The 21,629-nt window shown below is 70.2% G+C and carries 14 protein-coding genes, 1 pseudogene and 1 riboswitch; of the genes and pseudogenes, 12 read left to right on the plus strand and 3 right to left on the minus strand.

Translation table 11 applies throughout. From position 1 onward, the window contains the following. The first annotated feature begins 15 nt into the window (after positions 1-15). The 12 genes and pseudogenes from ABD901_RS51600 to proS all read left to right on the plus strand — a co-directional run bounded on the left by ABD901_RS51600 (position 16) and on the right by proS (position 13,867). A complete protein-coding gene (locus ABD901_RS51600; protein WP_345141367.1) occupies positions 16-216 on the plus strand; it encodes a hypothetical protein in 201 nt (66 codons plus the stop codon). Beyond that, positions 213-2,474 (plus strand): helix-turn-helix domain-containing protein, encoded by a 2,262-nt coding sequence (locus ABD901_RS51605; protein WP_345141370.1) that lies wholly within the window; start codon positions 213-215, stop codon positions 2,472-2,474. The genes ABD901_RS51600 and ABD901_RS51605 overlap by 4 nt, the downstream gene beginning before the upstream one ends. A gap of 102 nt (positions 2,475-2,576) precedes the next feature. Beyond that, positions 2,577-3,257: an alpha/beta fold hydrolase gene (locus tag ABD901_RS51610; RefSeq protein ID WP_345141373.1), complete on the plus strand. Its 681-nt coding sequence runs from the start codon at positions 2,577-2,579 to the stop codon at positions 3,255-3,257. Between the two features lie 19 nt (positions 3,258-3,276). Beyond that, on the plus strand, positions 3,277-4,128 hold the full coding sequence (locus tag ABD901_RS51615; protein ID WP_345141395.1) for an alpha/beta hydrolase: 852 nt from the start codon (positions 3,277-3,279) through the stop codon (positions 4,126-4,128). A 495-nt stretch (positions 4,129-4,623) separates the two neighbouring features. Then, entirely contained in the window at positions 4,624-7,245 is a 2,622-nt protein-coding gene (locus tag ABD901_RS51620; RefSeq protein ID WP_345141397.1) for an ATP-binding protein, read from the plus strand. An 87-nt stretch (positions 7,246-7,332) separates the two neighbouring features. After that, positions 7,333-8,136, plus strand: a complete 804-nt coding sequence (locus ABD901_RS51625; RefSeq protein WP_345141406.1) for a class I SAM-dependent methyltransferase — start codon at positions 7,333-7,335, stop codon at positions 8,134-8,136. A gap of 165 nt (positions 8,137-8,301) precedes the next feature. Further along, positions 8,302-8,883 carry a cyclase family protein gene (locus ABD901_RS51630; protein WP_345141410.1) on the plus strand — a complete coding sequence of 194 codons (582 nt, stop codon included), beginning with the start codon at positions 8,302-8,304 and terminating at the stop codon, positions 8,881-8,883. Positions 8,884-8,985: 102 nt separating this feature from the next. Beyond that, a complete protein-coding gene (locus ABD901_RS51635; RefSeq protein ID WP_345141413.1) occupies positions 8,986-9,261 on the plus strand; it encodes a hypothetical protein in 276 nt (91 codons plus the stop codon). 238 nt (positions 9,262-9,499) lie between these two features. Then, positions 9,500-9,643, minus strand: a riboswitch (cyclic di-AMP (ydaO/yuaA leader). 334 nt (positions 9,644-9,977) lie between these two features. Then, positions 9,978-10,436: a MarR family winged helix-turn-helix transcriptional regulator gene (locus ABD901_RS51640; RefSeq protein WP_345141417.1), complete on the plus strand. Its 459-nt coding sequence runs from the start codon at positions 9,978-9,980 to the stop codon at positions 10,434-10,436. A gap of 43 nt (positions 10,437-10,479) precedes the next feature. Beyond that, positions 10,480-11,925 carry an MFS transporter gene (locus ABD901_RS51645; RefSeq protein ID WP_345141426.1) on the plus strand — a complete coding sequence of 482 codons (1,446 nt, stop codon included), beginning with the start codon at positions 10,480-10,482 and terminating at the stop codon, positions 11,923-11,925. Between the two features lie 271 nt (positions 11,926-12,196). After that, a pseudogene (locus ABD901_RS51650) lies at positions 12,197-12,406 on the plus strand (transposase); the annotation flags it as partial. A gap of 51 nt (positions 12,407-12,457) precedes the next feature. Then, on the plus strand, positions 12,458-13,867 hold the full coding sequence (gene proS, locus ABD901_RS51655; protein ID WP_345141429.1) for a proline--tRNA ligase: 1,410 nt from the start codon (positions 12,458-12,460) through the stop codon (positions 13,865-13,867). A gap of 130 nt (positions 13,868-13,997) precedes the next feature. Here proS and ABD901_RS51660 read toward each other — a convergent pair whose 3' ends face one another. The 3 genes from ABD901_RS51660 to ABD901_RS51670 form a co-directional block, all read right to left on the minus strand. Next, positions 13,998-15,161, minus strand: a complete 1,164-nt coding sequence (locus ABD901_RS51660) for an IS701 family transposase (RefSeq protein ID WP_345141472.1) — start codon at positions 15,159-15,161, stop codon at positions 13,998-14,000. A 135-nt stretch (positions 15,162-15,296) separates the two neighbouring features. Further along, the gene (locus ABD901_RS51665) at positions 15,297-20,156 is read right to left on the minus strand and encodes an NAD-glutamate dehydrogenase (RefSeq protein WP_345141432.1); all 4,860 of its coding nucleotides are present in this window, start codon (positions 20,154-20,156) and stop codon (positions 15,297-15,299) included. Between the two features lie 365 nt (positions 20,157-20,521). After that, positions 20,522-21,451, minus strand: coding sequence for an NAD-dependent epimerase/dehydratase family protein (locus ABD901_RS51670; RefSeq protein WP_345141434.1), 930 nt, complete (start codon positions 21,449-21,451; stop codon positions 20,522-20,524). Positions 21,452-21,629: the final 178 nt, after the last annotated feature.

The raw sequence follows: 21,629 nt of genomic DNA on the forward strand, positions 1-21,629 counted from the left end.
GCCAGTCTGCCGCCCATGCCCGCCGACGGGTTCGGTACCGCCCCGCAGCTCAGTTGCGGGTTTCCCGCAACACCTCCACTGACCGGTCATTTGACAGACGCGGCCGGCGACGATCTGGCCAGAGAATCCGTCTCCAGGTCCTTCACCGGACGAGAACTGGAGATGACGATGAGCATGGCCGGCAACGCCAGCCGGGCGGCCGCCGACCCGCGATGACCACGACGTTCGCGCTGATGCTGCGCACTGCGCGCCACGAGTGCGGGCTGACGCTGGAGGAGCTGTCGGAGGCCTCCGGCGTCAGCGTGCGCGCACTCAGCGACATGGAGCGCGGCCGGGCGCTGGGCCCGCAGCGGCGGACGGTCGAGCTGATCGCCGACGCGCTCAAGCTCGACGGGGCACGCCGCGACGAGTTCGTCGCGCTGGCGAAGGCGGGGCGCACCCGTTCGGGGTATCTGACGGCCGCCCCGGGGCTGTGCGAGCTGCCGGGGTCCATCGGTGACTTCACCGGCCGGACCGCCGAGCTGGCATGGATCTCCGGCGTGCTCGACGCGCTGGACGAGCCGGAGGACCGGCTGGGCGCGGCGGTGATCTCCGGCGGCGCAGGCGTGGGCAAGACGACCCTCGTGGTCCGCGCCGCACACCGGCTGCGCGACCGGTTCCCCGACGGCATGTACTTCGTCGACGCCCTCGGGATGAGCCAGCGGCCGGTCGCCAGCGCCGAGATCCTCGGGCAGGTGTTGCGGGCGATGGGTGTACGCGACCAGCAGATGCCGCAGGCTCCAGCCGAGCGCGCCGGGCACTACCGGCAGTTGCTGCGGCAACGGCGCGTCCTGGTGATCGTGGACGACGCGGCGGCGGAGTCCCAGGTGCGCCCGCTGCTGCCCGGTGGCGGACCCAGCCAGCTGATCGTCACCAGCCGCCGGCTGCTGGCCGGACTGGAGGGCGTACAACGGCTGCATCTGGATCCGATGCCGGCCGCCGACGCCAAGGACCTCCTGGGCCGGATCCTGGCCGAGCGGTTCGACGCGCCGCGCGCCGACGACCTGCAGGAGCTGGTCGATATGCTGGGCGGGTTGCCGCTGGCGGTGCGCATTGTGGGGAACCGGCTGATCTCGCGGCCGGGCTGGAGCACGGCGGATCTGGTGGCGCGGTTGTCCGTCGCGGAGCGTCGGCTGGATCAGCTCAGCGCCGGCGATCTGAAGATGGCGGCGGCATTCGAAATGTCGTACGAGCAGCTGCCTGACCCGGTGCGGCCCTTGTTCCGCCGGGCGTCGCTGGTGCCCGGCGCGGACTTCAGCGCGGTGCTGTTGTCGGTGATCGGCGAGGTCGCGGTGTCCGTGGCCGAGGACCAGCTCGACGATCTGGTCGACCTGGGGCTGTTGGAGGCCGCGGAGGGCGGCCGGTACCGTTTCCACGACCTGGTCCGCCTCTACGCGAGCCAGCGCCTGGAGGCCGAGGACCCGGTCGACGTCGTGGCCGACGCCAAGCGGCGAATGGTCGCCTGGCTCCTGGACACGCTGACGACGGCGGGCCGGTGGTTCCAGCCGGGCGGGGCCGACACCGCCGTGTTCGGCAGCGCGGAGGACGCCGAGGCATGGATCCGCGCGGAAGCCGAGCATTGGTTCCAGGCGCTCGGCGCCGCCGCCGTCGCCGGGGACCACCGGGCCGTGGTTCGCGCCGTCAACGCCGCGTACGCGTTCCACGAGCGCTGGGTGCACTGGCCCCGCTGGAGTGACGTGTTCACGCTCGCGCTGGACTCGGCGGTCCAGCTCGGCGACGCCGCGCTGCAGGCCGAATTCCTGAACTACCTCGCCTACACCCACACGCTGCCGTGGCGGGCGAACGGGCCGGCCGCGCTGGACCGTGCGCAACGGGCGCGGACACTGGCCCGGCAGGCCGGTGACCTCCGGCAGGAGGCGTTCGCCCTGCTGTACACCGCCGCCGCCCGGCGCGGCCGGCCGCTGCGCGATCTCGAGGCGGCGCTGAGCGCCATCCGGCAGGCCGCGGACCTCTTCGAACGGGCCGGCGACGTCGGCGCCCGCGTGGAGACCTTACTGGGCGCCGGCGTCATCGCCTTCGACCTCGGCGACGCCGCAGCGGCGCTGGCCGCCTACCGGCAGGCGCTGGCCGTCGCGGAGGACCCGGACTCCGGGCTGACGACCTTCGCCGTCGAAGCGATCCTCCCGCACATCCTCGGCCACACCGCCCAGGCCCTGGGCCGCCTCGGCCGCCGCGACGAGGCGATACCGATGATGCTGCGCGCGGTGGACCTCTTCGGCGGCCTGCAGGTCGTCATGGGCCAGGCGGCGTGGCTGCGGATCCTCGGCGAGGAGCTGTACGGCGACGACCATGCGGCCGAGGCGCGGGCGAGCCTGTCGCGGGCGGGCGACCTGTACGAGACGGTCGGCCAGCATGATCGCGCCGCGTACTGCCGGGGCGCGGCCGACGCCATCTGCGAGGGCGGCAGGAACTAGTTCCGCATCCTGTCCTGCCTGGGCCGGCGCCGCCTGGCGGGACTTGCATGGAGTGCGAAGCGGCGGGCGTCTCGCTTGCCGCCGGACCCGATGGAGTACTCCATGATTCGCAACGTCGTGCTGGTGCACGGTGGGTTCGTCGACGGATCGGGCTGGCTGGGCGTACACCGGCTGCTGACCGCCGACGGGTTCACCGTCAAGATCGTGCAGAACCCGACGCTGTCGCTGGAAGGCGACGCCGCCGCGACGCGCTTCATCCTCGACGGGCTCGACGGGCCGGCCGTGCTGGTCGGCCACTCCTACGGCGGGGCGATCATCAGCGAGGCCGGCACCCACGACGCCGTGGCGGCGCTGGTCTACATCGCGGCGTTCGCCCCGGACAAGGGCGAGTCCGTCAACACGCTGATCGCCGACCCGCCGCCCGGCGCGCCCGTCCCGCCGATCCTGCCGCCCCGCGACGGCTTCCTCTTCCTCGACCGCGACAAGTTCCACGACTCGTTCGCCGCCGACCTGCCCGCGGACGAGGCCGCGTTCCTGGCCGACGCGCAGGTGCCCTGGGGCGTCGACGCACTCGCCGGCGCCGTCACCGAGCCGGCCTGGCGTCACAAGCCCAGCTGGTACCTGGTCGCCACCGCCGACCGCATGATCCCGCCGCCGGCCCAGCGGGCCATGGCCGCCCGCGCCGGCGCCGTCACCGCCGAGGCGATCGGCAGCCATGCCATCTACGCCTCCCAGCCCGGCGCCGTCGCCGACCTCATCCGCCAGGCCGCGGCCGGCCGCTGACCACCGCGAGGAGATCACCATGGCACCGAATGTCTCACGCCGTCAGGTGCTGGCGACCGGCGCGGCGTTGGCCGGGTCGGCAGCGCTGCTGGCCACTCCGCTCGGGGCGGAGGCGGCGACCGCCGCGACGCCCCAGACGGACAGGCCCGGGGCGAACATCAAGCCGACCATCGTGCTGGTGCACGGCGGCTACGCCGACTCGTCGTGCTGGAACGGGGTCATTTCGAAGCTGCAGCGCGAGGGTTACACCACGATCGCAGCGTCGAACCCGCTGCGGGGCATCCCCACCGACGCACCGTACATCGGGAGTCTGCTGGACTCCATCAGCGGGCCGGTCGTGCTGGTGGCCCACTCCATGGGCGGAACCGTCATCACCAACGCTGCTGCCGGCAAGAGCAACGTCAAGGCCCTGGTCTACATCGCAGCGTTCGTGCCAGATGTGGGCGAGACGCAGGGGGATCTCATCAACAAGTTCCCCGGCAGCGAGGTACTGCCCGTCAGCGTCCCGGTCCCCTACACCAAGCCCGACGGCACCACCGGAACCGACCTCTACCTGAGCAAGGACGGCCAGGCGGCCTTCGCCGCCGACATTCCCACGGAGACGTTCCGGCTCCTGCAGGCCACGCAGCGGCCGTTCGATGCGGACTCCTTCATCTACCCGACCAAGGCCGCCGCCTGGCGGACCATCCCGTCGTGGGGGCTGGTCGCCGGCCGGGACAAGGCGATCCCACCTGCATGCGAACGTTTCATGTACAGCCGCGCGAACGCCCGCAAGGTCGTCGAAGTGCCGACCTCGTCCCACGTCGTCATGATCAGTCATCCGAGGACCGTCGCGGACCTGATCCTGGACGCCGCCGCGGCGACGTCCTGAGGTCGCACGTCGCCGCGGCCGCATTGCACTGCGCGATGGTCAGCCACCCGACCTGATCGTCGCCGCCGACCGCTGACCGGTAGCTTCTCGCGGGGACACCGGGCCCTGGCGATCCGCCAGGGCCCGCGCGCAGACTGCGCCGCGTAGGTCACAACCACCCGGCCACGAACGTACGGTCCGTGAAGCGCTGCAGCACCACCGCAGCGACCAGACCGGTCGGGCGGCCTGATCTGGTAACGCCTCGGCCAGAAGTCCGTTGTGGTCGACGGGGCCGCCGTTGCCGAGGTACGAGGAACTGATCCCGCGGTGCGGTGACAGGCCGGAGCATGGGCCTGCCTCACGGAGACCGACAGCTCTCCCGGATCCCGTCCCCTTGCGTCACGCGATGACCCCTGGGGCCGGCGGCCCACCGACCGGTCCACGAGAATCGCGACGGGTGGAACACCGCTCGTGTCAACGATCGTTCGCTCACACGCAATAGAGTGCAATGCGGCCATGGATCTGCTGGAGCGATCGTCGCTGCTCGACGAGCTGAGCGCTGTGCTGGCCGCCACCTCGGCGGCCGGTCGCGTCGTCCTGGTCGCAGGTGAGGCCGGGATCGGCAAGTCGGCGCTCGTCAAGCAGTTCGCCCACCGGCACGCCGGCGACGCGCGGTTCCTGTTCGGCGTGTGCGATCCGTTGCTCACGCCCCGGGCGCTCGGGCCGCTGCACGACCTCGGGCGCGAGGTGGGCGGCCGGCTCGCGGCGCTGCTGGGTGCGGGCAGCCCGCGGGAGCAGCTGTTCGCGGCGCTCCTCGACGAGCTGGACCAGCGCCCGCAGCGGCGGGTGGTCGTGGTCGAGGACGCGCACTGGGCCGACGAGGCCACGCTCGACCTGCTGATCTTCCTCGGCCGGCGGATGGAGCGCACCCAGTCGCTGCTGGTCGTGACCTACCGGGACGATGAGCTGGGGCCCGACCATCCGCTGCGGGCCGTGGTCGGCCGGCTGCCCCGGCCGGCCGTACGGCGCCTGCACCTCGAGCCGCTGTCCCCGGTGGCGGTGGCCGAGCTGGCGCGGCGCGCCGGGCGCGCCGGGCGGGCCGCCGACGGGCTCTTCGCGCTCACCGGCGGCAACCCGCTGCTGGTCGCGGAGGTGCTGGCCGCGCCCGACGCCGACGTGCCGCTGACCGTCCGCGACCTCGTCCTGGCCCGGTTCAGCGGCCTGCCGGCCGACGCGCGGGAGGTGGTGCGGCTGGCCTCCGTCGTGCCGACCCGCGCCGAGATGTGGCTGCTGGAAGGGAGCTCGACGGCGGCGGTCGACGCGGCGGTCACGGCCGGGCTGCTGGTCGCCGAGGCCGACACGATCGGGTTCCGGCACGAGCTGCTGCGGCGGGCGGTGGAGGGCTCGCTGTCCGCTGTCGGCCGCCGGGACCTCAACCGGCAGGTGCTCGCGGTGCTGACGGGGAGCCCCGGGCGCGGCGTCGACGTCGCCCGGCTGGTGCACCACGCGCGCGAGGCCGGCGACATCGAGGCGGTGCTGCGGTACGGGCCCGAGGCGGCCCGGCAGGCGGCGGCCGTGGCGGCGCACCGGGAGGCCGTCGGGCACTACCGGGTGGTGCTGGCCGGCGCCGACCGGCTGCCCGGGGCGGCGCACGCGGACCTCCTGGAGGGGTACTCGATCGAGTGCTACCTGTCCGGGCTGTCCACCGAGGCGGTCACCGCTCGCCGGGCGGCCGTCGAGCTCCGCGAGGCCGCCGGCGACCGGGAGCGCGTCGGCGCCGGCCTGCGCTGGCTCTCCCGGATGCACTGGTGGGACGGCAACCGCCGCGACGCGGAGGCGGCCGCCGCCCGCGCCATCGCCGTGCTGGAGAGCCTGGAGCCGGGTGACCTCCTGGCGATGGCCTACAGCAACCAGTCGCAGCTGGACATGCTGGCCAACCGGTTGGAGGCGGCGACCCGCTGGGCCGAGCGGGCGATCGCGATGGCCCAGCGGCTCGACGATCGGGAGACGCTCAGCCACGCGCTGACCAACATCGGCTCGGCCCGGCTCCTCGACGCCGACCCGGCCGGCCGCGCCGACCTGGAGCGGGCGTTCGACGTCGCGGTCGCCGCCGGGCTGGAGGACGACGCGGCCCGCGCCCTGTGCAACCTGGGAACGATCAGCGCCGAGATGCGGGACTACCGCCACGCACGCGGCGACCTGGACCGGGGGCTCGCCTTCGTCCAGGCCCACGAGCTGGCCGGATACGCCCAGCACCTGCTCGGGCGCCGCGCCCTCGTGCGGCTTGAGCAGGGTGACTGGCTCGGCGCCGAGCAGGACGCGGAGGCGGCGCTCGCCGAGCTCGTGGCGGGCGGGGCCCGGATGGTCGACGGCCTCGTGCCGCTGGGGCTACTGCAGGCGCGCAGGGCCGATCCGGCCGCGCCCGCGACGCTGCAGGAGGCGACCGAGCGCGGGTTCGCGACCGTGGAGCTGCAGTGGACGGCGCCGGTGGCGGCGGCCCGCGCCGAGTACGCCTGGCTGCACGGCGACGACGACCGGATCGCCGAGGAGGCCGCGCGGGTCTACGAGCAGGCCGTGCGGGCCGCGCACCCGTGGTTCACCGGGGAGCTGGCCTTCTGGCTGCGGTTGGCGGGCGCCCTGCCGGAGGTGCCCGAGGTGGTCGCCGAGCCCTACCGGCTGGTGCTGACCGGTGACTGGCGCGCGGCGGCCGGCTGGTGGCGGGAGCGTGGCTGCCCGTACCAGCAGGCGTTGACGCTGGCCTGCGGCGACCACGACGAGGCGTTGCTGGAGGCGCTGGCGCTGCTGGACGGCCTGGGTGCCCGGCAGTCCGCGCTGCGGGTGCGCCGTGACCTGCGCCGCCGGGGACACCAGCGCATACCCCGCGGTCCGATCCGGGCCACCGCGGCCAACCCCGCCAGCCTCACCGCCCGCCAGATCGAGGTGCTCGAACTCCTGGCCGACGGGCTGACCGATGCCGCCATCGCCGCCCGGCTCCTGCTGTCCAGCAAGACCGTCGGGCACCACGTCTCGGCCCTGCTGGCGAAGCTCGGCGTCACGTCGCGCCATGAGGCCGTCGCGGCGGCTCGCTCGCGCGGCCTTCTCGAGGCGAAAGCTGGGGAGGTCGACGGCGAGAAGTAGGGAGCCGCTCCCGATCCCCGCCGGCCGCGGCGTCCATAGCGTCTTCAGCGACCGACCTCGCTGGGAGGTCGCGACAGGAGGCACGACATGGACATCGCCACCATCAAGCAACGGCAGCAGGCCACCTGGGCGTCGGGTGACTACTCGGCCGTCGGCACCCGGCTCCTGCCAACGGCCGAGCTGCTCTGCGAAGCGGTCGACCTGCGGGCCGGCGAGCGGGTGCTCGACGTGGCCTGCGGCAACGGCAACGCCGCCCTGGCCGCCGCGCGCCGGTTCTGCCAGGTCGTCGGCGTCGACTACGTCCCCGCCCTGCTCGACCGGGCCCGCCAGCGGGCCGAGGCCGAGGGGCTGGACGTGAGCTTCAAGGAGGCCGACGCCGAGGCCCTGCCGTTCCCAGACGACTCCTTCGACGCCGTGCTGTCGACCTGCGGCGCCATGTTCGCCCCCGACCAGGAGCAGACCGCCGCCGAGCTGCTGCGGGTCTGCCGGCCGGGAGGCCGGATCGGCATGGTCAACTGGACCCCCGACAGCTACGTCGGCGAGCTGTTCCGGACCATCGGCCGCTACGTGCCGCCGCCGCCCGGGCTGCAGCCGCCCGTGCTCTGGGGCGACCCGGACCGGCTGCGCGAGCTCTTCGGCCCCGACCCGACCATCTCGGCGCCGCGGCGCAGCTTCCGGTGGCGGTTCTCGTCGCCCGAGCACCAGGCGGAATTCTTCACCGCGTTCTACGGCCCGACCAACCGCGCCGCCGCCACGCTCCCCGCCGACCGCGCGGCCGAGTTCAAGGCCGAGATGGTCGAGGTCGTCAAGCGGTTCAACGAGTCGGGCGACGACACCCTCGTGCTCCGCATGGATTACCTGGAGCCGGTCATCCGCAAGCCGGCGAAATAGCCCGGGCGCGGTCGGAGGTCGGGAAGCGGTCGAGCCGAGCGCGGCTACGTGGGGTACGCCATACGACCAGATCACGCAGTGGCGTGGGGGGTGAGTGCCCTATTCGAGCCGTGGCCCGCGCCCTGTCGGAGCCGTGACGTGGCTACGCTGCGTAAACTCGGAATCGTGATCGTGGACCTTTCGCACGAGATCGCCGCTGGGGTGTTCGCCGGCTCGTTCGGGATCGGGTCGTTGAGCGTGTTCGGCAATATCGGCACCTGCCTCGACGCGCCGTACCACTACGACGCCGAACGGGCCGACCTCGCACACCTTCCGCTCGAGCGGTTGGTGAATGTATCGATCACCATCGTGCACGCCTTCGGCCGGACCTCAGTGACCGCAGCCGACCTTGGCGACCCCGAACAGCTGTGGGGACGCGCCGTGCTGGTGCACACCGGCTGGGCCCACCACTGGGCGACGCCCCGCTACCTTGGCCTGGACTGCCCGCACCTGGCACCTGACGCCGTCGACAAACTCGTTGACGCCAACGCTGCGCTCGTCGGTATCGACTCGCTCCGCATCGACGACCCGCGCGACCCGAACCGGCTCGCCCGCCAGCGGCTGCTCGGTGCCGACATCCCCATCATCGAGCATCTGACCAACCTCGAATCGGTACCCGACACAGGGGCCCGCTTGACCGCCCTCCCCCCGCCGGCACGGGAGATGGCGTCGTTCCCCGTGCGCGCCGTCGCCGTCCACGACGGCTAACGGCGACGTCGCCTGAGGGGGACGAGCGCCCGGGTCGTTCAGCTCGCGCTCGGCGTCAATGACGGAGACGGCGCCGTCGTGCCGGACGGGGCTGGGTCGTCGGTGGGACTGACCACAGTCGATGACGGGGATGCCGACGCGGGCGGGGGTGACGTCGTGGCGGGCGGGGCCGAGGTGCCAGTGGGCGCGGCCGGTCCCGTGGCGGGCCTCGTGGTGCGCGTCGGCGACGGACCGCGCACCGTCGGTACCTGTGCGGCGCGCTGCTGGGTCGGTGAGGGATCGGTCCGGGTGGCGGGCGGCGCCGACGGCTGCTGGCTCGGCTGGTCGCCGAGCCGCGGGTCCGTGCCGGACGAGGGACTCTCGACGAGCGCCGTCTGAGCGGTGCCGTGCTGCGGCGCCGTGGCGGCCTGTGCTACGTCATCCGGTCCGCCTGCCCGGAACGACGACACGTACGCCGAGCCGATCGCCGCGGCTGCGAGGACGGCCGCAGCGGCGTACAGACCGGTACGCCGCCGGTACGCCGAGTGCCGGCCGCGTCGGAAGTACTGTAAGTGACGAGGAAGATACTTGCGGGCCGCGGGCGGCTGCTGGTTCGGATTCTCCACAGAAACCGCAATGCTCCTTCCGAATCCGTCTACCGGGTTAGCTGACGGATTCGGACGGGAGGATCGCCCTACCTCGCGACGCGAGGCCGCTCGGATTCACCCCAGTGGTACCTGGTTCCCCGGCTCGTGCAAACACGATTCAACGGGTCCGCGGTGACGTCACCCGGGATTGGCGACGGCCAGCCACAGCGAACCCTACGACCATAATGGCTGGTCGTCCGTACGGGAAGCCGGCGCTCATAACTGCCAACGAGCAGGCGGAGGCCTTGCTATCAGACCGTGGTCAGCGTCCGCCGCAGCGGCGAGACACGGTTCGGCGGGCGCTCGTCAAGGTCGGAGTGGAGATGCGCGACAACCACGGCCGAGAACGACAAGGTGCGAACGCGCGAGCGGTTCCGGCCAGGCTCCCGCGCTGAGTGCGGGACTCGGGTTTCGAGTCCGGGCCAGGAGATGCATAAAGCATTCATATAAAAGTGCTATGCTTCAAGCATGAGCCGTCAAGACGCCGCTCCTGGCGCTTCCGCTGCAATCGGGTCAGCCCTCTACGGACTGGCCACCAGGGCCGTGAGGCGTCTTCCACGTGACCTGAGCCTCACGTCCGCTGCCACCCTGGCCACCCTGGACAGGACCGGCCCACGACGAATCACCGATTTGGCCGCGATTGAGGGTGTCACCCAGCCCGCGATGACCGTCCTGGTTCGGGTGATGGAGGAATCCGGGCTGGTCGAGCGCAGAGGCGACGCGTCCGATAAGCGGGTCACGCTGGTGTGTCTGACCGAGGCCGGCGCGTCCTACGTTCAGGCGCGGCGCCGGGCGGGCGTCCATGCGTTTGAGCGGTTGATCGACAAACTCACTGACGACGAGGTCGAGGCCTTGGTGGCAGCCCTTCCGGCGCTGCGGCATCTGGAAGCGCTCGACAGCCAAGATCGAGAAGGGCCGAAGCAGTGACAGGGCGGTCAGTGTTCGACCACATCACGATCGGGACCAACCGATGAGCACTACCCCGGAGCGCTCCGAGGCGCGGCTGCTGGTCCCCTCCCTGATGTTCATCGCCCTGGTCGTGGCGGCAGTCGCCAGCCTCGGGACGCCGCTCATCACCAGCGTGGCGACCACGTTCCACGTCTCGCTCGACAGCGCGCAGTGGACGCTGACCATCGCGCTGCTGAGCGGCGCCGTCGCTACGCCCGTCCTCGGCCGGCTCGGAGCCGGCCCACACCGACGAGCCACGATTCTCGCCACGCTGGCGGTCGTCGTCGCTGGCAGTGCGCTCACCGTGCTACCGCTGCCGTTCGCGTGGCTACTTGTCGGTAGGGCGGCCCAAGGCGTCGGGCTCGGTCTGACGGCGCTGATGATGGGCGTGGCCCGTGACCATCTTCCCGAGGGGCGCAGCGCGGCCACGATCGCCCTGATCTCGGTGGTCTCGATCATCGGGGCCGGCGTCGGTTACCCGCTCGCCGGGCTGCTCGCCGAGTTCGGCGGGGTTCGGGCCGCCTATGGCCTCGGTCTGTTCGTCACCGCTGTCGCTTTCCTGGCCGCGTGGCGCTCCATGCCCGTAGCGCCCGAAGGCCGCTCCGCTCGCGTGGACGTAGCCGGCGCGCTCGTCCTGGCGGGTGGACTGTTCCTCGTCCTGTTCCTCGCAAGCGAGACGAGTCTATGGAGCCATCACCTCGCCGTGGCGGTGGTCCTCGCCTTCGTTGCCGTGCTCTTGCTCTGCATCTGGACCGCCTCCGAGCTGCGCAGTAAGACGCCCCTGGTCGATGTCCGGGCGATGCGGCACCCGGCGGTCGCCGGGGCGAACATCGCAATGTTCGTCGGCGGGATCGGCATGTACCTCCTACTCACGCTCATCACCCGCTACGCGCAGACGCCGCACAGCGCCGGCTACGGCTTCGGGCTGACCACCTTCGTCGCCGGGCTGGTCCTTGTCCCGTTCTCTGTGCTGGGGTTCGTCGCCGGCAAGCTCACGCCTCGGGTTCGCGAACGGATCGACGCCCCCTTGCTCTTGGCCGGCAGCGCCGTCGTCGTCGGTGGCGGGTTCGTCCTCTTTGCGGCGGCCCGGTCGAACCTGGCCGAACTGTTCGTAGCAATGGGCGTGCTGGGCTTCGGTGTCGGCAGCTTCTCGGCAGCCATGCCCGGCGTCATCCTGGCCGTCACTCCCAAGAGCGAGACGTCGAGCGCCATGAGCTTCAACTATGTCGTCCGTAGCGTCGGGTACTCCCTGGGCAGCGCCATAGGCGGCCTGGTCCTGGCCGCCGGCACCGACACCGGCCATCTCTTCCCGAACGACGGCGCCTACACCACGGCAGCGCTGGTCGGCATTGCCGCGATGGCGATCACGACTATGACCAGCCTCGCTCTCGCCCGCCAACGCTCGCCCGAGACCAACCCGACCGCAGTCCCGACCGGCGCGCCGAGCCAGGGCCGGTCGAGTCGATGACCGGCTCGCCGGAAGGGCGGCGGCCCGACGTGGCGGCCCACATGTTCGCACCCCCTCTGACCGGCACGTTCGAAGATGGCGAGACCTCCGTGACGAATCGCCGTTGCAGTATTAGTACTCCAGCCGCACTTCCGTGTCTGGCGTCTTTGCCGGTAGAAGGCAGTTTGAGTGTTTCAACGAGCTGCCGCGAGCAGGTTGATCGTCCTATGTAGACTATCGGGTCGTGTCGATCACCGCGGTTCCCGGTTGGCTGTCCGGCTTCGAAGATTTGATGGCGATCCTCGCGCCCCGGTTCGGCCGGGTGGAGCCGCGTCGGCAAGCCCGCAGCTACCTGCTGGGACTGTTGTCGCCGCTGGCGGACAAGAACGGCTGGACGCTCGCCGAGGCGGCGGGCGACCGGACTCCGGACCGGATGCAGCGGCTGCTCAACGCGGCCCGCTGGGACGCCGACGCCGGTCGCTACGTCCTTGATCACATGGGGGTCCCGACACCCTGCGCGACGACGAAGGAACGTTGATTAGGATTTCCGGTCATGGCCCGTGTCGTCACTCCGCGTTCGGAGGACTTTCCCCGTTGGTACCAGGACGTGCTCGCCAAGGCCCAGGTGGCCGACAACGGGCCCGTGCGCGGCACCATGGTGATCCGACCAACGGGGTACGCGATCTGGGAGCGCATGCAGTCCGAGATGGACGACCGCATCAAGGCGGCCGGCTCCGAGAACGCCTACTTCCCTCTGTTCATCCCCGAGAGCTACCTGCGGCGCGAGGCACAACACGTCGAGGGTTTCTCGCCTGAGCTCGCTGTGGTTACGCACGGCGGCGGCAAGGAACTTGCTGAGCCCGTGGTCGTCCGGCCGACAAGTGAGACCGTCATCGGTGAGTACATGGCGAAGTGGGTCAGCAGCCACCGCGATCTTCCGCTGTTGCTCAATCAGTGGGCCAACGTCGTGCGGTGGGAGCTGCGCCCGCGGCTGCTGCTGCGCACAACCGAGTTCCTTTGGCAGGAGGGACACACTGCCCACGCCACGGAGGACGACGCTCGCCGCTACGCGCGCAGGATCCTTCACGACGTTTACGAGGACTTCATGCGCACGGTCCTCGCCATGCCGGTCTTGGTGGGCCGCAAGACCGCGCGCGAGCGGTTCGCCGGCGCCACCAATACGTACACCCTCGAAGGCATGATGGGCGATGGCAAGGCGCTGCAGATGGGCACCAGCCATGAGCTGGGACAGAACTTCGCCAAGGCGTTCAACATCGTCTTCTCCAACCAGGCCGGCGTACAGGAGCATGCGTGGACAACGTCGTGGGGTAGCTCGACCCGCATGCTCGGCGGCTTGATCATGTGTCACGGCGACGACGCCGGCCTCCGCGTTCCACCGCGCGCCGCAGCGACGCAGGCGCTCGTCGCGGTGGTCAAGGCGGGCGAAGGGGTACTAGCAGCCGCCGCTCAACTACGTGACGAGCTCCACACGGCCGGCGTTCGGGTAGCACTCGACGATCGAGTGGACATCCCATTCGGGCGACGGGCCGTCGATGCCGAGCTCAAAGGCTTCCCCGTGCGTATCGAGGTCGGCCCGCGCGACCTGGCAGCGGGCAACGTGGTGCTCGTGCGGCGGTTTGACGGCACGAAGACGCCCGTGGAGCTCGGTACGATCGCCAAGATGGTGGTGGAGACGCTGACACGTGATCAGCAGGCGCTTTACGACGAGGCGCTCGCCCACCGTGAGGCCAACACGGTCGATGTGAAGACGGCCGACGACGCGGTCGCCGCTGCGATCGAGGGCAAGTGGGCGCGGGTTCCGTGGTCGACCATGGGGTCCGAGGGCGAGGCGAAGGCAAACGGAGAAGGGGTGACCGTCCGTTGCCTGGTCCGACCAGACAACACCGTCCCTGATTCCGAAGACGAACCCGGTCTTCTGGCAGTCGTTGCCCGGTCGTACTAAATTTAGTACCCCAGCCACACTTCCAGTAGGCCGAGTCTTCGCTGGTAGTGGCTGGTCTTGGCGCGATACTGGTGTCGACGGCGCCATCGTGACCATCGATCGATATGATCAACGGGTCGGACGATGGTGATCAGGTGTGCCAGGAGACGTCGGACCTCGCCGAGGGTGAGGCGGATGAGGCCGTCGCGTTCCGGTTCGTAGCCCCCTTTTCGGCCTGCGACGCGGTGGTGGCGAGGAAGGCGTGGGCGAGCATAACGAGAGTTATGTGGCGGTACCAGGCGTCGTAGCGGCGCACCTGGTAGTGATCGAGGCCCACCTCGTTCTTCGACGTCTGGAAGCACTCCTCGATCGCCCATCGGGTTCCGGCGACGCGGATGAGTTCTTCGTCGCCGGTGCCGTCCGGGCCGTAGCACAGGTAGTAGGCCAGTTCGGTGGGTTTGGCGATGCTGCGGCGGATGAGCAGCCTGCGGGTGTGGCCATGTTCGGCAGTGCCGGTGTCGGGCAGTGTCGCGACCGCCCAGTCGTAGACGCGCGGGCCTTTGACCCCGTCGCCGCAGCTGCGCCGTTTCCAGGCCAGAGCGGATGCGGCGGCGGCCAGGGCGTCGGCGCGGGCACTGCCGCGTTCGGTCGGGACCTTCTGATTGCTTGGCACGGCCAGGACATAGCCGATATGCCGTTGCTGCAGCCACAGCCGGAACTTGCCGTCTTTGCCGTAGGCCTCGTCGCCGGTCACCCAATTCGCCGGTAGTCCCGCATCCAGCGCCCGGGCGAGCATCCGCAGCCCCAGCGCCGGCTTGGTCGCGAAGCGGACCTCATCGCCAATACCGGCCTCGCGGCGGCGGGCCTGGTCGTCGCACCAGGTGCGAGGCAAATACAACTCACGGTCCAGCAGCACCCGCCCATGTGGACTGGCATAGGCCAGGAACACACCGAGCTGGCAGTTCTCGACCCGGCCTGCCGTGCCGGAATACTGCCGCTGGACCCCGGCGGACTTCACGCCCTTCTTCACGAAGCCGGTCTCGTCCACAATCAGCACCCCGGCGGGATCGCCGACCTGCGCCGCTGCGTAGTCGCGCAGATCGTCACGGACCGCGTCAGCATCCCACCGGGCGGCGTTGAGCAGCCTCTGCATCTTGTCCGGGGACCGGTCACCCGCCGCCTCCGCGAGGGTCCAGCCGTTCTTGTCCGCCAGCGGCGACAACAACCCGAGCAGGTAGTTGCGGGCCTGCCGACGTGGCTCCACCCGACCGAACCGGGGCGCCAGAACCGCCATGAGATCATCGAACGCCGACATCCAGCCGGGCACCGCATCAACCGACACGAGCCGACAGTCTACATAGGACGATCAACAATCCAGACCCGACCCGATCGCACACATAAACCGTCATTGACCAGGCAAGACGTCAAGCACGGAAGTGCGGCTGGAGTATTAGGCGGCGGAGGTGCGGACCAGGGTGCGGATCTGGCGGAGCAGCACCGAGATGGCGGCCAGGTCGCGCGGGGACTCGCCGAACTCGCCCATCGCGTTGCGGGTGCGGGCGATCGACGTGGCGTTGCTCTGCTCCCACTCGCGGACCCGGCCCGTGGCGTCATCGTCCGGCGCCGTCGCCTTGAGAACCTCCGCAGTCAGGGCGGCCAGTGCGGCGTAGAGGTCGTAGCGCAGCGCCATGCGGGCCAGGGTCTGCCAGCGGTCCTCGCGCGGCAGGTTGGAGATCCGCGACAGCAGGTCGTTGACGCGGAAGCGCTCCGACAGCACGTAGTAGACCGTTGCGACCTCGTTCACGTCGCGGCCGGTGGCCGAGGCGACCTCGACGATGTCGAGGAGGCCGAAGCCGTACATGATCCGGGTTGTCGCATCCGCGATCTCCGTCGGCAGGCCCAGCCCGCGCCGCGTGGACGCGTTGGCGTGCATAGCCTCGCGCTCCTGCCCGCAGAACAGCGTCTCCAGCTGCGGCAGCAGGCGCGAGATGCCGGGGCGCAGGCGGGCGATCTCGCCCGGGACGTCGATCGGCAGCCGCCGGTTGGAGACCAGCCAGCGGACCGCCCGGTCGAGCAGCCGCCGGGTCTCCAGATAGACCGCCGTCTGCGCCTCCGTCGGGACCTGGTTGTCGAGGGACTCGACGGCGCGGCGCAGCTCGCCCAGGTTGTACACCTCGTGGATTACCACGGATGCCCGGAGGATGTCCGCGGCGCCGGCCCCGGTCTCCTCGGCGGCGCGGTAGAAGAACGACGTGCCACCGAAGTTGACGACCTGGTTGACCACCTGCGTGGTCACGATCTCTCGGCGCAGCGGGTGCTCGGCCATCGCCTCGGCGAAGCGCTCCCGCAGCGGGGTCGGGAAGTAGTCGACGAGCACCTCGTTGGTCCAGTCCTCGTCGGGCAGGTCGGCGTCGAGGATCTCGTGCTCGAGCACGATCTTCACGTAGCACAGCAGGACCGCGAACTCGGGTGAGGTCAGGCCGACCCCCGCCTCGGCGCGCGCGTCGAGCTCCTCGTCGGTGGGCAGGCCCTCCAGCGCGCGGTCGAGCTGGCCGCGGCGCTCGAGGTCGGCGATGAGCCGCTTGTGCACCGGCAGCAGGGAGCGGGACTGCGCGCGGGAGTTGCCAAGGGCCGTGGCCTGGTCGTAGTTGTCTTTCAGGACCAGCTCGCCGACCTCTTCGTCCATCCCGGCGAGTAGCGGGTTGCGGTCCTTCGGGTCGAGCGCGCCGTCGACGACCGCACGGTCGAGCAGGATCTTGATGTTGACCTCGTGATCGGAGCAGTCGACGCCGGCCGAGTTGTCGATGAAGTCGGTGGCGATACGGCCGCCGTTGAGCGCGTACTCGATCCGGCCGCGCTGCGTCAGGCCGAGGTTGCCGCCCTCGCCGACCACCCTCGCACGCAGCTCACGGCCGTTGACACGGAGGTAGTCGTTGGCCTTGTCGCCCACGTCGGCCTGCGACTCGCCGGTCGCCTTGACGTAGGTGCCGATGCCGCCGTTCCAGAACAGGTCCACCGGAGCGGCCAGGATCGCGTGCATGACGTCATTCGGGGCCAGCGGTCCGACGGCGGTGATGCCCAGCGCCGCGCGGGCGGCCTCGGACAGCACGATCGACTTGGCCGTACGCGGATACACCCCACCACCGGCCGAGATCTTCGACCGGTCGTAGTCGTCCCACGACGAACGCGGCAACGCGAACAGCCGCGACCGCTCCGCAAACCCCGACGCCGCCTCCGGCACCGGATCGATGAAGATGTGCCGGTGGTCGAACGCCGCCACCAGCCGGATGTGCGGCGAGAGCAGCATGCCGTTGCCGAACACGTCTCCGGACATGTCACCGACACCGACCACGGTGAACTCGGTCGCCTGCGTGTCCACGCCGAGCTCGCGGAAGTGCCGCTTCACCGACTCCCAGGCGCCCTTGGCGGTGATGCCCATCTTCTTGTGGTCATACCCGGCCGAACCGCCCGACGCGAACGCGTCGCCGAGCCAGAACCCGTACCGCATGGAGATCTCGTTGGCGATGTCGGAGAACGTCGCCGTGCCCTTGTCCGCCGCCACGACCAGATAGGGGTCGTCGGGGTCGTGGCGCACCACGTCGGGCGGCGCGATGACCTTGCCGCCGTCGAGGTTGTCGGTGACGTCCAACAGCGCCGAAATGAACAGCTGGTAGCAGGCCACCGCCTCGTCACGGTCGCCCGGGTTCTGCTTGAGCACGAACCCGCCCTTGGCACCGGTCGGCACGATGACCGCGTTCTTCACCATCTGCGCCTTCACCAGGCCCAGGATCTCGGTGCGGAAGTCCTCACGCCGGTCGGACCAGCGCAGACCGCCGCGGGCGACGGTGCCGAAGCGCAGGTGCACGCCCTCAAACCTCGGGGAGTACACGAAAATCTCGAAACGCGGCCGGGGAGCCGGCAGATCCGGGATCGACTGAGGGTCGATCTTGAAGGCCGTGTAGGACTTCGGGCGCCCGGTCTCGCCGCGCTGGTAGAACGACGTACGCAGGGTGGCCTGGATCAGGTGCAGGAACGAGCGCAGGATCCGGTCCTGGTCGAGGCTCGTGACCTGGTCGAGGTCCTCGTTGATCGCCGCGGCCATCTCCTTCGACCACTCCGACCGCGCCGTCTCGGACAGCTGCAGCCGCGGGTCGAAGCGAGTCGTGAACAGGTCCACGAGTTTCGCCGCGATCGAGGGATAGGTCAGCAGCGTCGTCTCCATGTAGTCCTGCGAGAACACCGTGCTGGCCTGGCGCAGGTACTTCGCGTAGGCCCGCAGGATGACGACCTCGCGCCAGGTGAACCTGGCCGTCAGCACGAGGGCGTTGAAGTTGTCGACCTCGGCCTCACCGTGCCACGTGGCGGAGAACGCGTTCTCCAGGTGGGGGCGGATCTCGACGATCGGCCGCGAGTCGGGCGGCAGTTGCAGGCCGAAGTCGTAGAGGTAGATGATGCCGTCGGAGCGGACGATCTCGTAGGGCCGCTCGTCGGTGACCCGCACGCCGAGGGAGTGCAGCACCGGCAGGACGGCCGAGAGGATCATCGGCTCGCCGTACCGGAACACCTTGAGCCGGATGTCGCTTTCGGCCTGGCGGCGAAGGTAGACGTGCATCGCGAGCTGGCCCGGCTCGTCGAGCAACTCCATCTTGGCGACGTCCTGCACCGCTTCGTTCGGCGTGTGCTCGTCCTTGTACGTGTCCGGGAGCGCGACGCCGTAGCGCTGGTGGAGTCGCTTGGCCTGGTGCTCGTCGTCAAGGTTGCGCTCCAGCACCAGGCGGAAGTCGTCGTCCCAGAGCCGGGTGGCGTCGGCGAGGCGCTGGGTGAGACGGTCGACGTTGATGTCGCCGGGCGGGTTGCCGGGCTCGGTGCGCACGATGAAGTGCACGCGGGCGAACTTCGACTCGCCCACCCGGGTGGTGTAGTCCACGCCGACGCCGTTGAGCTCGGCGAGCAGGATCTGCTGGATGCGCAGCCGGTTGGCGGTGGTGAACCGGTCCCGCGGCAGGTAGACCAGGCAGGAGATGAACCGGCCGTAACCGTCCCGGCGCACGAACAGCCGCAGCTGGCGGCGGCCGGCAAGGCGCAGGACGCTCATGGTGGCCGCGTAGAGCTCGTCGGTGGTGATCTGGAACAGCTCGTCGCGCGGGTAGGTCTCCAGCGTCTCCAGCAGGTCCTTGCCGGAGTGGCTGCGCGGCGACAGCCCGGAGCGCTCGACGACCTCGGCGACCTTGCGCCTGACGACCGGCAGGTCGCGCACGCTGGTCCGGTAGGCCGCCGAGGAGAACAGGCCGAGGAACCGCTTCTCCCCCACCACCTCGCCGTTGACGTCGAACTGCTTGAAGCCGATGTAGTCGAGGTAGGCCGAGCGGTGCACGGTGGCACGCGAGTTGGCCTTGGTGATGATGAGCAGACGCTTCTCCAGCGCCTTGGTGTAGGCCTCAACGGTCATCGAGCTCAGCACACGCGGACGGGTCTGGTCGGACCGCAGGATGCCCAGTCCCGAGCCGGGCACCGCCTGTATCAGTTCCTCCCCGTCGGCGCCCTTCGCCAACCGGTACTCCCGGTAGCCCAGGAACGTGAAGTGGTCGTCCACCAGCCAGCGCAGCAGCTCGACGGAGTCGGCGATGTCCTTGTCCGGCACCGGCAGCTGCGCGCTGCCGAGCTCGTCGGCCAGGGTGAGCGCCTGCGTGCGCATCTTGGGCCAGTCCTCGACCGCCTTGCAAACGTCGTTGAGCACCCGGGCCAGGCCGTTGCGCAGGTCCTCGATCTCGGCCTCGTCCCGAATCCGGTCGACCTCGATGCGGATCCAGCTCTCGACGATGTCACCCGGCGCGGCGTCCTCCGGCTCCAGGCCGACACAGACCTCCTCCAGCGCGCCCTGCGGCGCCCGCCGCACGACGACGAGTGGGTGCACCAGCATGTTGACGTCGAGATTGCGCGCCGACAGCGCACTCGTGACCGAGTCGACAAGGAACGGCATCTCGTCGGTGACGATCTCCAGCGACGTGCCGCCGGCAACACTCATGCCCCGCCGCAGCTTCAGCTCGCCGGGCGCCCGCTGCTGGGCCAGCTCCAAATGCGACCGCGTGGCGGCAATTATCTTCGCCGCCTCGCAGCCGGCGAGAGCCTCGTCCGGCACGAGGCGCCAGTAGCGCGCGACCAGCTCGGGGTCGGCGTCCTGGGCTGTCGCCAGGACCGCCGCCTCCGCAACCAGATGCTCCGCATCGGGCACGTACCGCTCCAACTCGTCGTCCCCCACCGCAGGTTTGGCGGTGCTGCCGCCCACCCGGGTGGCCGTAGGCCGGTTCATCGGTTGCTCTCCCTTCACCCACGACGCTGTGAGTGGTCCCTGGACGGCCTAACTCACCCCGACTACCCGGCCAAGACCGGGTAATCGGGGTGGGGGATCTTGAGTTCAGGCCAAAAGGCCCCGGCTACCGCCGGGGCGATTCGTCGACGGACCTCCGTGTGCGACTCGCCGAACCGAAGAGCGTCAAGATGGCTTACCGCCGCATCGCCGGCAGCCATAGCATCGAACTACCGACGCGGCGGGGGGGTGTGGATGCGACGGGCCCGTGCGCAGCAGCAGGCTTCGAACGCGGCAGAACGAGACGCCTCCAGCGGCTAGAGCCCTCGTTTCCCGGCACAGCACGCGATCGTCGGTCGGGTCGACCGTCAGCGCGCGCGCCCGTCGGCAAGGCCGCGCTTGAACTCGGCGATGTAGTCGGGCAGCGTCCGGGTCACGGTGTAGCCGAGCTGCACGGCCTTGCTGATGTCGGCGCGGCCGCGGGTCCGCTCGCCCGGCAGCGCGGGCGTGAACTCGATCGGGCCCCCGAGCATCTCGGCGACCTCCAGGATCGGCCATTCGGTGCCGGTGCCGAGCAGGTATCCGTCGCCCTCGCCGAACTCGGCGCACAGCAGGATGCCGCTGATGATGTCGTCGACGTGAGTGAAGTCCCGAGTCTGCGTGCCGGGCGACACGACCGGCAGCGGCAGGCCGCGTTCGAAATGATCCTCGAAGATCCCGATGACCGTCGCGTACTTCCCGGTGCGGATGTGCCCAGGCCCGTACACGTTGTAGAAGTAGGCGACCACGTAGTCCAGGCCGTACCACTGCGAGTAGTTCGCCAGGTACTCGACGTTCTTCGCCTTCGTCCAGGCATACGGGTTCAGCCGCTCGTCCTGCCCGTCGTTGCCGAACTTCGAGCTCGAACCGGCGTAGACGATCTTCGCGCCGTGCCGCCGCGTGAAGTCGACGACCTCCTTGGTGCCGCGGAGGTTGTACTCCCACGTCAGGTCCGGCTCCTCCAGCGAACGCACCACCCGCGAGTACTCCCCGAAGTGGAACACGAACTCGGGCCGCGGCAGACCCTCACTCGCCCAGACCTTGCTCAGCTCCACGGTGCTGGCGTTGAGGTAGGTGACCCGCGGATCGTCCACCTGCCGCTCCACGGTCCCGGTGAAGTAGTTGTCGACCGACACGACCCTGACATCGGGATGCTGCTGCAGCAGCCGCCGGATCAGGTGGCTGCCGACGAACCCGGCTCCGCCGGTCACCAGCACCGTCTGACCGTCGATGGCGCGCGGTCCCGGATGTGCGTTCATGTGTGTCGTCATCCCTCTTCGTCGGCCGAGGCTCGTTGTGACAGGCGGCAGGCGACCGCTGGTCGATCCGCGTCGGCCCGTGACCGGCCTGGTGAGCCGCCGATCCGGAAGGAATGTCCGACGCGTCGCTCGCGGCGCGGACGCGGGTCTGGAGCCTATCAGCGCATCGACCGTCCGA

Source organism: Dactylosporangium darangshiense (genome assembly GCF_039537565.1).
In the GTDB taxonomy this organism is placed as follows: Bacteria; Actinomycetota; Actinomycetes; order Mycobacteriales; family Micromonosporaceae; genus Dactylosporangium; species Dactylosporangium darangshiense.

Bases quoted from the DNA above. Each gene is read 5' to 3' on its own strand.
- ABD901_RS51660 (WP_345141472.1), bottom strand. From the start codon at position 15,161: ATGTCGGCGTTCGATGATCTCATGGCGGTTCTGGCGCCCCGGTTCGGT.
- ABD901_RS51625 (WP_345141406.1), top strand. From the start codon at position 7,333: ATGGACATCGCCACCATCAAGCAACGGCAGCAGGCCACCTGGGCGTCG.
- ABD901_RS51620 (WP_345141397.1), top strand. From the start codon at position 4,624: ATGGATCTGCTGGAGCGATCGTCGCTGCTCGACGAGCTGAGCGCTGTG.
- proS (WP_345141429.1), top strand. From the start codon at position 12,458: ATGGCCCGTGTCGTCACTCCGCGTTCGGAGGACTTTCCCCGTTGGTAC.
- ABD901_RS51600 (WP_345141367.1), top strand. From the start codon at position 16: ATGCCCGCCGACGGGTTCGGTACCGCCCCGCAGCTCAGTTGCGGGTTT.
- ABD901_RS51605 (WP_345141370.1), top strand. From the start codon at position 213: ATGACCACGACGTTCGCGCTGATGCTGCGCACTGCGCGCCACGAGTGC.
- ABD901_RS51615 (WP_345141395.1), top strand. From the start codon at position 3,277: ATGGCACCGAATGTCTCACGCCGTCAGGTGCTGGCGACCGGCGCGGCG.
- ABD901_RS51610 (WP_345141373.1), top strand. From the start codon at position 2,577: ATGATTCGCAACGTCGTGCTGGTGCACGGTGGGTTCGTCGACGGATCG.
- ABD901_RS51640 (WP_345141417.1), top strand. From the start codon at position 9,978: ATGAGCCGTCAAGACGCCGCTCCTGGCGCTTCCGCTGCAATCGGGTCA.
- ABD901_RS51665 (WP_345141432.1), bottom strand. From the start codon at position 20,156: ATGAACCGGCCTACGGCCACCCGGGTGGGCGGCAGCACCGCCAAACCT.
- ABD901_RS51670 (WP_345141434.1), bottom strand. From the start codon at position 21,451: ATGAACGCACATCCGGGACCGCGCGCCATCGACGGTCAGACGGTGCTG.
- ABD901_RS51645 (WP_345141426.1), top strand. From the start codon at position 10,480: ATGAGCACTACCCCGGAGCGCTCCGAGGCGCGGCTGCTGGTCCCCTCC.